Genomic DNA, 13188 nt, shown 5'->3' on the forward strand with positions numbered 1-13188 from the left:
AAGCAAGTTCCTTCGCGGTGTACTGTTAGTGCAGGCGTTAATAATCACTCACTACCACGCGCAACTTTTTCATAAATACTCTCCAGTTTTTTGAGATAAGCCTTCATGGAGTAACGTTCAATAATGGTTTGGCGACCGCGTTGGGCAATCATACGAGCCCAGTCAGGGGCCTCGATGCACCTGCTCATCGCCTTCGCAAGACCCTCTGGGTCACGCGGCTCTACAAGCAGACCGTTTACCCCATCATCGATGAGACTTGGTAGGCCGCCCACTCTAGTGGCGATGGAGGCACACCCAGCTGCCATAGACTCGAGCACGCACATGGGCAACCCTTCAGCATCCGAGGGGAGCACGGATGTAAGGCATTCATCGGAAAGTCTTGCCTTCATGAGATCGTCGGCCCAGCCAAGAAACTCGACGTTGCGTCCAACGCCCAACTCGTTGGCGAGCTGCTGATAGCTTTCCAGTTCTTCGCCACCCCCAGCAAGCATTACTTTCGTTTCGGGATGGGTCAAAAGAAGACAGCGAACAGCCCTAAGAAGGGTATCTACACCCTTCTTAGGGCACATGCGTCCCAAGAAGTAAAACTTCGTAGGATCCTTTTGCTCACTTACCTCCTGCGGAACAAATACAGCATTTTCAAGCACCACGATATTTGCTAGCTCAAACTTTCTGACGAAATAGCTCCTCCACTCCTCGGAGAGAGCTATGACTCGGGAAGCATTCTGCAGCATCCAGCGAACCTTCGTCTGTTCTTCGGCGCCCATATGTTCGTACTGGTTCTCAAAATCACCCTCATGAACATGGAGGATATAAGGCACATTAGCCTTTGCCGCTTCCTTGCAAATCAGATATTTTCTCTTGTAGCTCATGCCAAGCGCAGTGTGGATGTGGCAAACATCGCATTGTCGGAGTTCACGACGAACCTCGAAAAATGCTTGCGGAAACATCAAAATTTTCGTGAACTTCGATCCATCACGCATCGTTGCAACGAAATGAACCTCTCGACCCGTCGATGCGACCGCATCCAAGATATTCTTCTCAACAGTTGCTACGCCACCCCAGGCCTCAGGTGACGGCCCTACCATAAGCACACGACTAGCCATGAAATCCAGCCCCTGCTTGCCGTGCCTTACCAGTAGCATCCGTTCTCCACTTCATTCGCATGTTCAGGCCGCTCTTCCATACTCGGCCTGATCCAGCTTGAGTTGTAAAGCTCCTTGGAGATAGGTTTGAGGTCCCAGCGCTTCCCCTTGATACCGAAAAGCATCTGAACCATCCCCCCCATGAATCGCTTGCCGCCCAGAACGTTTCACGTGAGATGCCAGGGGAAAACCATACGCTCCACAGCCAATGATTGCGACATCAAACTCCCTGGAGTCAACTTCAAACTCAAGATGCTTCAAAGCATCAAACCAATCGGTATAACGGGCATCAGCGCTGCCCGCTATCGTTTGAGGTGGAACGAGTGTCTGCAATTCAAAGTCTGGTAATAAGTTTCTATTAGCAAACAACTGCTCTTTCCGTGAATACTGAGCTTCAATACTTTTTGCAAAAGGGTGAACAACAAGCACGCGCTTGCCAGAAAGAGCTGCCGTCCACGGATTGCCCTGATTTCGATAAGGCTCAAGGTTTTCTAGATATGAAATGGTGATGCCTTTAGCACAAACCTCTTTCAAAAGCCATTGCTGCATGAATGAGTCCCAATAGGCCAGGGCATCCAAATCGGCTGCCGATTTGGCCATGAGAAGACCGAAACGCCTGATATGTTCGTCGTCTGCCGGGAAAAAGCCAGGCCCTACCGCCATGCGTTTCTGAACATAGAGAGGAATGGCCTTATCGTATCCTTTGGCAACGCCAAGCGCCCAAGCGGTTGCACGAGCCTCTTGACTACCAAACCGGCCTACCATGATTGGCTTACCAGATAAAATTAAGTTCGAAATAACCGTATTGAAATCGTCGCGATTTAATGCAGACTTTGGCAAATATTCTTGTTTGCCGGCCTTATATGCAAACCGTCTCACACAATATCGCAACTGCATTGCGCGATATTCGATTTTGCCTTTATTCATGTTCATCGAATCCTGGTCTCATAGAAATCATGCGAGCAGGAACCCCCCCCCAGATTGAATACTCAGGCTCTACATCTTTGGTTACGACGGCACCGGCGGCAATAACGGAATGATCAGAGACGTGGACACCCTTTAGAATCGTCACTCCACTGCCCATCCACACGTCGTTACCGATAACGACATCCTGGTCGTTATCGGGGAGCTTGTCCTCATCGGTAAGCTCCATCATGGGGCGATCGAGGATGTCGGTGCGGTGATCGCCGGTGATAACGGTAAGGTTGGGTCCGCTCATGACATAGTCGCCGATGTGAATTTTCGCCCGGGTTGTGAGCAGCGTTGCTCCAGGGCCAAGGTACACGTCATGGCCCATGTAGATATTGCCCGCTCCGGCAATCTCGCTGCGGCGGCCCAGGGTCACGTTCTTGCCGCAAGCAGCAAAGGAGCGGCGCAACGAGGGCATTAGAAGAAGCTTGTTATAGGCACGTGAGACACCGTCAAGAATCTTATAGACAAGACCCATGGCTAAGCCTTCCTCCACACCATCTTGTCCACCACGCCGGTGTAGCTCTGGATGATCTTGACCACCTTGGTGGACACGGTCTCGTCGGCGTAATCGGGGACGGGCGCCTCGGGCAGCGACCCCTCCGCGTCGAGCTCGACGGCGGTGTGGACGGCCTGGAGCAGGCCCCGCTCGCTGATGCCGGCCAGCGTGAAGCAGGCCTTGTCCAGGGCCTCGGGGCGCTCGGTGGAGGTGCGGATGCAAACGGCCGGGAACGGGCGGCCGATACTCGCGAAGAAGCTGGACTCCTCGGGCAGGGTGCCGGAGTCTGAGACCACGGCGAAGGCGTTCATCTGCAGGCAGTTATAGTCGTGGAAGCCCATAGGTTCGTGCATGCGCACGCGCGGGTCAAGCTTGAACCCGGTGGCCTCCAGGCGCTTACGGGAGCGCGGGTGGCAGGAGTACAGGATCGGCATGTCGTACTTCTCGGCCAGCGCGTTGATCGCGGTGAACAGGCTCGTGAAGTTGGCCTCGGTGTCGATGTTCTCCTCGCGGTGGGCGGAGAGCAGCATGTAGCGCTTGGGCTCCAGGCCGAGCTCGGTCAGGACGCCCGACGCCTCGATCTTGTCCAGGTTAGCGCGCAGGACCTCTGCCATGGGAGAACCCGTGACGTAGGTGCGCTCCGGGGCGCAGCCGGTGTCCTTGAGGTAGCGGCGGGCGTGCTCGGAGTAGGCAAGGTTGACGTCGGAGATCACGTCGACGATGCGGCGGTTGGTCTCCTCGGGCAGGCACTCGTCCTTGCAGCGGTTTCCCGCCTCCATGTGGAAGATGGGGATGTGCAGGCGCTTTGCCGCGATGGCGGACAGGCAGCTGTTGGTGTCGCCCAGGATCAACAGGGCGTCGGGCTGGACCTGGACCATGAGCCTGTAGCTCGCGGCGATGATGTTGCCCACGGTCTCGCCCAGGTCGGCGCCCACGGCGTCCAGGTAGACGTCCGGATCGTCCAGCGACAGGTCGCGGAAGAAGATGCCGTTCAAGGTGTAGTCGTAGTTCTGCCCGGTGTGCGCCAGCAGGCAGTCGAAGTGGCGGCGGCACTTCTTGATGACCTCGGACAGGCGGATGACCTCGGGGCGCGTGCCCACGATGATCAGGAGCTTCAGGCGGCCGTCATCCTCGAATGCAATATCGGAATAGTCCTTGCCCATGCGGCTAGACCTCCTCGTAGTAGGTGTCGGGGCTCTCGGGGTCGAAAGGCTCGTTGGCCCACATGATCGTCACGAGGTCCTCGGTGTCGGACAGGTTAGTGATGGAGTGCGTATAGCCGGGGATCATCTCGACCACGCGCATGTCGCTCCCCTTGACGACGTACTCGTCGACGGGGAACGGGTTGCCCTTGGAATCCTCCCCCACCTTCCTCAGCTTGATGGAGGCGGTGCCGGAGACCACCAGGAACCTCTCCCACTTGCTCATGTGCCAGTGGTTGCCCTTGGTGATGCCGGGCCTCGAGACGTTGACGGAGACCTGGCCGCGCTCGGGCGTGCGCAGGAACTCCGTGAACGAGCCGCGTGCGTCCGTGTTGGGCCTGAGGCCGTAGGCGAAGTTGCCCGGCTCGTAGTAGGACAGGAACGTGCTCCAGAGCTTCTTGGAGAAGGAGCCCTCGGTGAGGTCGGGCACCGAGAGGGACTCGCGGCTGTCTCGGAAGCTGTCGAGCAGGCAGACGATCTCGCCCAGGGACTTCACGTCGGTGTCGGGGACGTAGCAGAAATCATCACCGTCGACACGCTCGAGCCCGTCGTAGCCGCAGCGGTGCTCCTCCCCCAGCAGCGTGCCCAGCATCTCGCCGACCAGGTCGTCGATGTAGAGGAGCTCAAGCTCCACCGAGGGGTCGTTCACGGTGTAGGGGCTTCCGTTCGCGATGGCGTCGCAGAAGGTCGCCACGGCGGAGTTGTAGCGCGGTCGGCACCACTTGCCGTAGAGGTTGGGGAAGCGGTAGATGAGCACGGGGGCGCCGGTGCGATCCGAGTACTCGCGGAACAGCCCCTCCCCCGCGAGCTTGGACTCGCCGTAGACCGAGCCCTCGAAGCGGCCCGAGAGGCTCGCCTGCGCGGAGCTGGAGAGCATGACGGGGCACCTGTTGCCGTGGCGCTCGAGGGCGTCGAGCAGCGTCGAGGCGAACCCGAAATTGCCCTCCATGAACTCGGATTGCTCCTTTGGGCGGTTGACGCCGGCCAGGTTGAAGACGAAGTCCGCGCGCGAGCAGTAGTCCTCCAGCTCCTCCTGGGTCGAGTCGATGTCGTACTCCATGACCTCGAGGGGCAGCAGGCCCGCAAATCTCTCGCGGCGGTCCTTGCCGTCGCGTATGTTCTTCAGCGCGCAGCAGAGGTTCCTGCCCACGAAGCCCCTGGCGCCAGTGACGAGGACGCGCACCCTACTGCACCGCCTCGTGCTCGCGGCCCTCCAGGGCCAACTGCACGTACTCGGCGGTCTTGATCTTGGCGATGGTGCCCTCCACGTCGAGCCTCTCGGTGTTGTGGGAGGTGTAGGACTCGTCTGCCTGGGTCTCCACCTCGCCGTCCACGACGAACTTGTCGTAGTTCAGGTCGCGCGAGTCGCAGGCCACGCGGTAGTAGCCGCCCATGTCCTCGGCGCGCAGGCGCTCCTCGCGGGTCATGAGGGTCTCGAACAGCTTCTCGCCGTGGCGGGTGCCGATCACCTGGGTGCCGACGCGGCCGAAGACCTCCTGGACGGCCTCGGCGAGGTCGCCGATGGTCGAGGCCGGCGCCTTCTGGATGAACAGGTCGCCGGGGTTGGCGTGCTCGAAGGCGAACTGCACCAGGTCCACCGCCTCGTCCAGGTTCATGAGGAAGCGGGTCATGTTGGGGTCGGTGACCGTCAGCGGCTCGCCCTTCCTGATGCGGTCGATGAAGAGGGGAATGACCGAGCCGCGCGAGCACATGACGTTGCCGTAGCGGGTGCAGCAGATGGTGGTGCGGCCGGCGCCGTTGCGGGCGTTGGCGTAGATGATGGACTCCATCATGGCCTTGGACTTGCCCATGGCGTTGATGGGGTATGCGGCCTTGTCCGTGGACAGGCACACGACGCGGTCGACGCCCTCGTCGATGGCTGCGTGGAGCACGTTGTCCGTGCCGATGACGTTGGTGCGGACGGCCTCCATGGGGAAGAACTCGCAGGAGGGCACCTGCTTGAGTGCGGCGGCGTGGAAGATGTAGTCCACGCCGTGCATGGCGTCGCGCACGCTCTGGGCGTTGCGGACGTCGCCGATGAAGAATCGCACCTTGGAGGCGAGTTCGGGCGACCTCTCCTGCAGGCGGTGGCGCATGTCGTCCTGCTTCTTCTCGTCGCGCGAGAAGATGCGGATCTCGGCCAGGTCGGTGTTCATGAAGTGCTTGAGCACGGTGTTGCCGAACGAGCCGGTGCCGCCCGTGATCATGAGGGTCTTGTCTTTAAAGGTGGTCGAATCGTTCATCTATTTGCCTTCCTTACGTTTGGCTTTTGTAAACTGGTAAAAGAGAAATTTCGTATTAGTTACGAGGTAACGTTTGAAGAGTCGCTTCGGCTCCTGCATCAATCGATAGAGCCACTCAAGACTCAGGTTTTGCATCCACATCGGCGCCTCTGGCACCACGCCAGCGAGAACGTTGAACGCGCCACCGACGCCAATCATCAAAGGTTGGGGGCCGCCTTTAAGCTCATGCATGAGGACTTCCTGACGGGGTGCACCCAACGCGATCCATGCGAAGTCCGCACCTGATTCTGCGATGTGTCGGGATAGCTCTCGTTTCTCTCCATCGGAGAGCGGACGGAAGGCCGAAGGCTCCATGCCGGCGATTTTCAATCCCGGATATTCCTCTTGAAGTGAATCTTTGAGAGCCTCGAGGTTCTTCTGCTCGTTGCCGTAAAAGTAGTGGCTCCATCCTTGCTGCGCGGAAATGCTGAATATCTCTCGCATCAGATCGGGACCGGTCACACGCCCCATTGACTCGATTGTTTTGCATCCGATAACAGATAAAGGTTTGCCGTCGGGAACGGACATGAGGGATTCGGCTTGGCAGACCCAATAGGAGGGGTCGTCATGAGCCATAACCGAGGTATGAGCATTTGAAACGCAAATATATTCGCCATGTAACTCATCTATATGACGAGTAAGAAACTCGACACACTCAGACATATTGGTTCCCGTGATCGGAACATCGATTACGGGAACGCGCTTGAGTTCAGCGAATCTTGAATAGTCTTGGAGCATTAGCACGCACCCTTGCCGGTGATGACCTCGATCACCGTGAGGATGACGATCTTGAGGTCCGTAACGGGTCCGCGCTTGGCGATGTACTCCAAGTCTCGGCGGACCATGCCGTCGAACCCGGTCGAGTTGCGCTCCGTAACCTGCCACCAGCCGGTGATGCCGGGCTTCACGGCCAGGCGCTGCAGGTCGTACTCGGTGTACTCCGCGACCTCATTCGGCAACGGCGGGCGTGGGCCGACAACGGACATCTGGCCCAGGAACACGTTGACGAACTGCGGGAACTCGTCGATGGAGTGCTTGCGGATGAACTTGCCTATCTTCGTGACGCGGGGGTCCTCCCTCATCTTGAACATGGCGCCGGCAATCTCGTTCTGTTCCTTGAGCTCAGCGAGGCGCTCGTCGGCATCTTTGTACATGCTGCGGAACTTCCACATGCGGAAGGTGGACAGGCTGCCGTCGCGGTGGGTCTGGCCCATGCGAATCTGGCTGTAGAAGGGGTTGCCCTCGCTCTCCAGGCGGATGGCCGCGGCCAAAATCAGGCTCGGAATGGCGATGACAGCCAACACGCAGCCGCTGAACACGATGTCGAACGTGCGTTTAACGGCCCGGTAGCCCAGACGCGTGCGGTCCCAGTCCTTCACGGCCTCCATGGCCTTGTAGCGAACGGTCACCTCGCCGCCACTCATGGCCTGGGCAACAAGCGCGGCCCCCACCGGCGCTTCTGCTGAATATTCAGTTTAATCTGACGGTATTTCCTTCAAACCTACGTCCCGCCCCCGAGGATCCTCCCTGTTCCGTTTAGCTGTCGCCAACAGCTAAACGATCGCCTTTTTAAGGTTTCGCATTACGCGCTGCTCGGCCGAAAGCACCGCGAGACCAACGCGCGTAGTTACGCGACGGCCGCACAGGTTGAGCTCCAAATAAGCAGTGCTCTTGCGTCTATTAATGGTTTTGACAAGGCCTTCGTGGCCCAGCAACGGACCTGCCGTAACTACGACCTGGTCGCCGTCTTTTAGGGCCTCGCTCATGGGCACTACGCGGTCTCCCCTATGCGTAAAGCCGCCAATAAGCTGGACCTCTTCTTTTGCCAGCGGCACAAACTGACCGTCCTGGGATAACACCCGGGCAAAGTCGTCCATGCGTAGCAGGTACTGTTGCACGGTACGGGGATCTGCCGTATCGCAGATAAGATAACCGGGAAAGAGCGGCTTGGTCGTATTGACCCATTCGCCGTGTACCTTGATCTCGGTCTGAAATTGGGGATAAAAGAGCTCCTGCATGACGCCAGCCGGCACCATATGCTCTATGCGCTCGCGCATTATGTCTTCGCGACCGTTAATGACCTGAATCACATACCACACGAGCACCACCCCCTTGCTGTCTTACGTGTGGCTCACGGGGTTTGGGTATGGCTACGCCAGGGCGCTTGTGCGCGAAGGCGCTCCATATTCAAACCCTGAGCCCAGTTAGACAAGCACGTGGCTCTGCCCCACCGTGAACGGTATGTATAAGTGCAGTGGCTAGAGTCGCGAACGTGTATCGCAAAAATGAACGCGACTCCAGCTGGCTGCGCGCGATCCAGTCAAGCGGGAACAAAACTGGACCACGCGCAAACAGCTGTAGGACTGCTGCGATTTGTCATGAAATGCCGAATCGAATGAACTTGCACATAGACAAGAACAAAATCATTCAATGCGATACGCATGACGACGCTATTGGGGCTCGTGGTTTTTCTGGCACCGCCGTTACGGCCGGATGCTGATCGACCCTGCGCTTTGCGGCTTACTGGAGCCGTGGGCACAGTTGAACCCATGTAACGATAGATATCCTAGCACAAGGCAACTAGAAACCGATTTAGGCCGTGCGCGGCAACATATCGTACATTTGCAGTGCTAAAGGGGGTTATTTTGCAAACTTGTTCACATTGACGCAGGTTTATGCGGGTGTAGTTGTTGGCACGCACCGCCCGAGCCACAACGCTGACGGCGGGAAATGCAATAAGGAATTATGCTGGGTTAACAAACTATGTACAGAAGTGGGAAATAAATTGCGCAACTTTTTTGGGTGTGGGTGCTGGTGTGGAGTCACTTTGGTTTGCGCGGTGGCTGCATATGAAAAAAAGCCTCCAGTTTCCCGGAGGCTTTGCATTCACGGTGGTGGAGACGAGGGGAATCGAACCCCTGACCTCTTGACTGCCAGTCAAGCGCTCTCCCAGCTGAGCTACGCCCCCGTGACGAGGAGATACTATAGGGGAAGATTCTTAGTTGTGCAAGATGTTTTTTGGGTTGATCTTCTTACTTACGGGTTTTATCGGGACGGTGGCTAAAAATAATCACTCTACGAGCGATTATTTTTAGCCACCGTCCCGATAAAACCCTGATGCGATGGCCTTTACTTGTGGAGGTAAGCGATGGCAGTGCCAGCGTGGACTTGGATCGTGGCTGTTGATCTTACTACGTTGCTAATGCCCGTGTCAGCCAAGAGTCCTAGGGGGCTGTGGTCTAGTTCCCATTCTAGGCCGTGTTCGCTTATCTCTGTGTTGGGAGCTATGGCGATGATGGAGAAGGTTTTGCCCTCGGCGTTTTCGATGGTCCAGCTCTCGTCCTGGTGCAGGATTCTGGCCGTTACTTCGTCTTCTTCGATCCGGACGGGGGCATCCTCGTAGCCCGCAAGCAACCCCAGTACGGAAAGTGCCATATCCGGACGGCCGCCGGTGGCGCAGGTCGCAACCACCTCGGCACCCGGCCAGCGACGGCGGACGGAATCGAGCGCCAGCGCCAGATCGGTATAATCCTTGTAGGGGTCGTGGCGCTCCACCTCAAAGGCCTCGGCGGCATCGACCAACGCGCGACCCTCATCGCTTACGGTGTCGGCGTCGCCCACGTAGACGTCGCAACCTAGTCCCGCGCCCAGCAGCGCGTCGAGCCCGCGGTCCACGGCGACAACGTGATCGCACTCCCCCGCCAACCTACGCAACAGATCCGCGCTCGCCACCACGGGCGAGCCGCAAACCACCAATACCTTGCAAGCCACAGCTCTCGCCTATCCCTCAAACGCAAGCACGCGGGCCAGATCCAGGTCTTCATAGCCGTCGATAAAGATCTCGCAGTTGTCGCGGACCTCATCGCGCTCCATACGGCCGTGCGGGTCATAGATGCCCACGCGCTTAAAGCCGGCGGTGCCAGAGCTCTTTAGACCAAAGACGGCGTCCTCAAACACCCAGGCGCGCTCAAACTTGCAGCCGTGGCGCTCCTCGAGGCGGCGCAGCGCCAGCTCGTACACATCGGGGAACTGCTTGGAGCGTCCCGCCTCGCCCGTCGTGGTAATAAACTCCATGTAGGTATCGAGCCCGGCGCCCGCAAGTGCAGACGTAACCAGCTCGGCCGGCGTGGACGTGGCAACGCACATGGGAATACCGGCCTCCTTCGCCTGCTTCAGAAATGCAATCAGGCCCTCGCGCGGCGGCACCTTTGAGTAGCCATCGATCAGAATGTCGCTCAACTCGCGGTAGAGCTCCTCGCCATTTGTGCCAATGCCCCAGATATCGTGGTAGGCCTGGCACTCGTCCTCGAGCGACAAATGCTCAAACTGGGCAAAATCGTCGACCGTCACGTCAACTCCGTGGCGGTGCAATAACTCGGGCTGGGCATAGGCCCAAACGGGAGTGCTATTAACCAGCGTGCCGTCGCAATCGAAAATAAAAGCAACACTTGGGGCAGCGATGCGGTCCATAAACGAGCCTTTCGATGTCAAATGGTAAACAACCTGCTAAAAACGTTTTACCAAACGTAAACCTAACAATCTAGAAACCCTAATTGGTAAAGCTGTCAAGAGTTTTACCATCGCAATTCTGCCAGTGGTATAAACATGGCGCTTACCGATTAAACGCCACCGCAAATCCACTTTCGTTCATAAAACTAACGTACAGGTGTTATCGTAGTTTTTGCCGAAAGTTCCACCGAGCACGCGAGGTGGAACGAATCATAGAACTGTCGCCGTCCCTTCGATTCGTGCAGCCTTGGACCTTTCGCATCTAGTCACCAAGGCAACACGCTGCCGCGTCATGATGGGATCAAACGTGAGCGATACAAAGCTTAAGCCAGCAACCAAAAAGCCTGCTACCCGTAAAGCCGCCCCGCACGCGCCGGAGCTCACCAAAGACGATGTCTACCTGTTTGGCATCGGTACGTGGGAGCGCAGCTGGGAAAAGATGGGCGCGCACCCCGACACGCAGAACCGTACGCGCGGCTGGCGTTTTTGCGTTTGGGCGCCCGACGTAAAGAGCGTCCATGTCATTGGCGAATTTAACGATTGGGATGAGCAAGCCAACCCGCTGGTGCCCATGCATACGAGCGCTATTTGGGAAGGCTTTATTCCTGGCGCCGAGCAGGGTCAGCTCTATAAATACCTTATCGAGACCAACGAGGGCGAAAAGCTCTATAAGGCCGATCCGTACGCCTTTAAGGCCGAGTGCCCTCCGGGTACCGCCAGCGTGCTGTGGACCCTCGATGGCTACCAGTGGAACGACGCCGCATGGCTCAAGCGCCGTGCCGACCATAACCACATGTCGCAGCCGCTCAACATCTACGAGGTGCATATTGGCTCGTGGAAGCGCCACGGCGACGCGCCGCAGGGCGAGCCCGACGAGTACGGCAACTACCCCGGCCCCATGGATCCCTTCCCCGCGCAGCGCGGCGAGTTCTACACCTACGACGACCTGTCGGTGGAGCTCGTGGACTACGTGCGCGACATGGGCTATACGCATATCGAGGTCATGCCGCTTATGGAGCATCCCTTCGACGGCTCCTGGGGCTACCAGACAACCGGCTATTACGCCGCTACGTCGCGCTACGGCAACCCGCAGCAGCTCATGCACTTTATCGATGCATGCCACGAAGCGGGCATCGGCGTGATCATGGACTGGGTGCCCGGCGGTTTTTGCGCCGACTCCCACGGCCTTGCCACCTTTAACGGCCACATGCTGTTTGAGCACGAGATTCACCCCAACTGGGGCACGCACAAGTTTGACTTCGCCCGCGGCGAGGTCCGCTCCTTCCTGGTCTCCAACGTGCTGTACTGGCTCGAGAACTTCCACGTGGACGGCATTCGCATGGACGGCGTGTCCAGCATGCTGTACCTCAACTTTGGCATCGACGATCCGGGCCAAAAGAAGTTCAACAAGTACGGTACCGAGGAGGACCTGGACGCCAGCGCGTTTATTCGCCAGGTCAACTGCGCTGTAGAGGCACACTACCCCGACGTGATGATGATGGCCGAGGAGTCCACCGCGTGGCCGCTCGTGACCTATCCGCCGCAGGACGGCGGCCTGGGCTTCCACTACAAGTGGGACATGGGCTGGATGAACGACACCCTGCACTACATGCAGACTGATTTTCCGTGGCGCCCCGGCAACCACGGCTTGCTCACGTTCTCCATCATGTACGCCTTTACCGAGAACTTCATCTGCCCGCTCAGCCACGACGAGGTCGTACACGGCAAGTGCTCGCTCATCGGCCGCATGCCGGGCGACTGGTGGCGCCAGTTTGCAGGTCTGCGCACGCTGGCCTTCTACCAGATGACGCACCCCGGTGCCAAGCTCAACTTTATGGGCAACGAGATCGGCCAGTTTATTGAGTGGCGCTACTACGAGTCCATTCAGTGGTTCCTGACCGAGGAGTACGAGACCCACAAGCATCATCAGGCGTTTATCAAGGCGCTCAACCACCTGTACACCGCCGAGCCGGCCCTGTACGAGCGCGGCTACACCGACGACGGCTTTACCTGGATCGACGCGGACAACTCCAAGCAGTCCATCGTGAGCTTTGTGCGTCAGGGCGAAGATATTGATGACGACCTGGTAATCCTGATCAACTTTGACCCGGCGAGCTACGAGAGCTTCCGCGTGGGCGTGCCGCGCGAGGGCGACTGGGAGGTCATCTTCGATTCCGACCGTCCCGAGTTTGGTGGCAGCGGCTATGCCGGTGAGGAGCCCTACACCTGCTCGAGCGAGCCCTATCCCTGGAACGGGCAGATGGACTCTATCGAGATTAAGGTGCCCGGCCTGGCAGGCGTGGTGCTTAAACGCCGCGGTCCCAGTAGCTACAAGCCGCCCGTGGTCGAGGAGCCCAAGAAGGCGACGCGCAAGTGTGCGTCCTCGGTGAAGCCCAAGACCGCGGCAGCCAAGAAGGCTCCGGCCAAGGCGAAGGCTGCCAAGGCTTCAGCCAAGTCCACCACGGCCAAGAAGGCGGCCACAAAAAAGGCTGCTCCCAAGGCCAAGACGGCTGCTGTTAAGGCTCCTGCCAAGAAACCGTAACAAAACCGTTACAGCTGTAATTACCCGCCCCGACGGGGCG

12 protein-coding genes and 1 tRNA gene are annotated in these 13188 nt (G+C 58.3%); 1 reads left to right on the forward strand and 12 read right to left on the reverse strand.

Going from position 1 to position 13188, the window contains the following annotated elements; genetic code table 11:
• Positions 1 to 44: 44 nt before the first annotated feature.
• The 12 genes from I4W09_RS00850 to I4W09_RS00905 form a co-directional block, all read right to left on the reverse strand.
• Complete coding sequence (locus tag I4W09_RS00850) at positions 45 to 1145, reverse strand: glycosyltransferase family 4 protein (RefSeq protein WP_196031282.1); 1101 nt, start codon at positions 1143 to 1145, stop codon at positions 45 to 47.
• A gap of 24 nt (positions 1146 to 1169) precedes the next feature.
• Positions 1170 to 2072, reverse strand: a complete 903-nt coding sequence (locus tag I4W09_RS00855) for a hypothetical protein (RefSeq protein WP_196031283.1) — start codon at positions 2070 to 2072, stop codon at positions 1170 to 1172.
• Positions 2065 to 2592, reverse strand: a complete 528-nt coding sequence (locus I4W09_RS10600) for an acyltransferase (protein ID WP_196031284.1) — start codon at positions 2590 to 2592, stop codon at positions 2065 to 2067. Before I4W09_RS10600 ends, I4W09_RS00855 begins: the two co-directional genes overlap by 8 nt.
• Positions 2593 to 2594: 2 nt before the next feature.
• Positions 2595 to 3776 carry a non-hydrolyzing UDP-N-acetylglucosamine 2-epimerase gene (wecB, locus tag I4W09_RS00865; RefSeq protein WP_196031285.1) on the reverse strand — a complete coding sequence of 394 codons (1182 nt, stop codon included), beginning with the start codon at positions 3774 to 3776 and terminating at the stop codon, positions 2595 to 2597.
• A gap of 4 nt (positions 3777 to 3780) precedes the next feature.
• Positions 3781 to 4998: a polysaccharide biosynthesis C-terminal domain-containing protein gene (locus I4W09_RS00870; RefSeq protein WP_196031286.1), complete on the reverse strand. Its 1218-nt coding sequence runs from the start codon at positions 4996 to 4998 to the stop codon at positions 3781 to 3783.
• 1 nt (position 4999) lies between these two features.
• Entirely contained in the window at positions 5000 to 6058 is a 1059-nt protein-coding gene (locus I4W09_RS00875; protein WP_196031287.1) for a polysaccharide biosynthesis protein, read from the reverse strand.
• Positions 6059 to 6835 carry a WecB/TagA/CpsF family glycosyltransferase gene (locus tag I4W09_RS00880; protein ID WP_196031288.1) on the reverse strand — a complete coding sequence of 259 codons (777 nt, stop codon included), beginning with the start codon at positions 6833 to 6835 and terminating at the stop codon, positions 6059 to 6061.
• Positions 6835 to 7548: a sugar transferase gene (locus tag I4W09_RS00885; RefSeq protein ID WP_271756679.1), complete on the reverse strand. Its 714-nt coding sequence runs from the start codon at positions 7546 to 7548 to the stop codon at positions 6835 to 6837. The genes I4W09_RS00880 and I4W09_RS00885 overlap by 1 nt, the downstream gene beginning before the upstream one ends.
• Before the next feature lie 102 nt (positions 7549 to 7650).
• Positions 7651 to 8202 carry an antiterminator LoaP gene (gene loaP, locus I4W09_RS00890; RefSeq protein WP_271756680.1) on the reverse strand — a complete coding sequence of 184 codons (552 nt, stop codon included), beginning with the start codon at positions 8200 to 8202 and terminating at the stop codon, positions 7651 to 7653.
• A 787-nt stretch (positions 8203 to 8989) separates the two neighbouring features.
• Positions 8990 to 9065, reverse strand: a tRNA-Ala gene (locus I4W09_RS00895).
• Positions 9066 to 9226: 161 nt separating this feature from the next.
• Positions 9227 to 9868 (reverse strand): thiamine diphosphokinase, encoded by a 642-nt coding sequence (locus I4W09_RS00900; protein WP_196031290.1) that lies wholly within the window; start codon positions 9866 to 9868, stop codon positions 9227 to 9229.
• Between the two features lie 9 nt (positions 9869 to 9877).
• On the reverse strand, positions 9878 to 10567 hold the full coding sequence (locus I4W09_RS00905) for an HAD family hydrolase (RefSeq protein ID WP_196031291.1): 690 nt from the start codon (positions 10565 to 10567) through the stop codon (positions 9878 to 9880).
• Between the two features lie 331 nt (positions 10568 to 10898).
• On the opposite strand from I4W09_RS00905, the gene glgB reads away from it, so the two are divergent.
• Positions 10899 to 13148: a 1,4-alpha-glucan branching protein GlgB gene (glgB, locus tag I4W09_RS00910; RefSeq protein WP_196031336.1), complete on the forward strand. Its 2250-nt coding sequence runs from the start codon at positions 10899 to 10901 to the stop codon at positions 13146 to 13148.
• Positions 13149 to 13188: the final 40 nt, after the last annotated feature.

Source organism: Collinsella aerofaciens (assembly GCF_015670795.1).
GTDB lineage: Bacteria > Actinomycetota > Coriobacteriia > Coriobacteriales > Coriobacteriaceae > Collinsella > Collinsella aerofaciens_Q.